The sequence below is a fragment of the Prevotella rectalis genome, assembly GCF_900607215.1.
GTDB classification, from domain to species: Bacteria; Bacteroidota; Bacteroidia; order Bacteroidales; family Bacteroidaceae; genus Prevotella; species Prevotella brunnea.
On the sequence record NZ_LR027822.1, the window covers coordinates 421,248 to 422,474 of the forward strand.

General features: G+C 46.6%; 1 protein-coding gene and 1 pseudogene. Both read left to right on the forward strand.

The window, feature by feature from the left end:
- Positions 1–188, forward strand: a pseudogene (locus E0E16_RS14440) (hypothetical protein); the annotation flags it as partial.
- 32 nt (positions 189–220) lie between these two features.
- Entirely contained in the window at positions 221–1,066 is an 846-nt protein-coding gene (locus E0E16_RS10130) for an IS3 family transposase (RefSeq protein WP_255418171.1), read from the forward strand.
- Positions 1,067–1,227 lie beyond the last annotated feature (161 nt).

The following is a 1,227-nucleotide window of genomic DNA, read 5'->3' on the forward strand; positions in this document are numbered from 1 at the left end:
AGAGGTATCGTATGGCTCATAAAGAAACGAATTTGACAGACAATGAGATATTGCGCCAGAAGATAGTGAACCTCCAACACGCATTGTCTTTGGAGAAGATGCGCAGCCGTGCCTATGAGAAACTCATAGAGATAGCCGAATCCGAGGAGGGTATCAGCATCTTAAAAAAAGATGGTGCCAAACAGTAACGGCGCTGCGTGAGGAGTTTCCCGGTGTATCCGTGGAATTCCTCTGTGGGCTGTTTGGCAAGAAACGCCAGTGGTATTACGCAAGCAGCAAGCTTGTGATTTCTGAGCGGCAAAGGCGTAAACTGATAGTTGACAATGTACTCTACTATCGTGCCTGCTGTCCCGGGATAGGCGGTGTGAAACTGCACGTCCTCCTCAAGTCGGAGCTAGGTGAAGATGTTACTCATGGTCGCGACTCCTTCTTAAAACTACTTGCTTCAGAAGGACTTATGCTTCCCAAGAACAAGCGAAGACGTACAACGGACTCCAATGATCCTTATAGGAAGTATCCTAATCTTGTACAAGGTGTTACGGCAATGTATGCTAACCACATTTGGGCAGCCGACATAACCTACGTTTGGATTTACGGCAACGTCCTGTACCTCCATCTCATTACAGATGTTTACTCACATGCTGTCATAGGCTGGTGCTTATCCGAAACCATGGAGGCTATAAATACGAAGGAGGCATTGCTAATGGCAGTTAAGGCAGCCGGAGGAGGCAACCTCTGCGGAACGATACACCACTCTGACAGAGGTTCGCAATATGCCTGCCACCTATATGTTGAAACTCTTATGTGCCACCATATCAGGGTTAGTATGACAGAACGGTACAATCCTACGGACAATCCTGTGGCGGAAAGGACGAATGGAACCTTTAAGGTTGAGTGGATTTACCAGCAGGAGATGTACCGAGATTATGACCAGGCCAATATGGAAATCTCCAAGGCAATAGCCTTCTACAACTACAGACGACCGCATATGAGCATAGGAATGAAATGTCCGATGGATGTCTATAGAGGCGAACAGCCCGGGAGAAATCTTTGGAAAAAGAGATAAATGCTTGCAAAAAAGAAAAATATAAAGTATCTTTGGAACGCCGAAAATATGGCGAACGACGGTCTTATGCCATCTTCACCAAAGGTCCCAGGGGGCATCGAGCCCCCTAAGACCTTGCCGAAAATATGACGGAACTTAGGTGTTGTCCATCTTCTTTTATG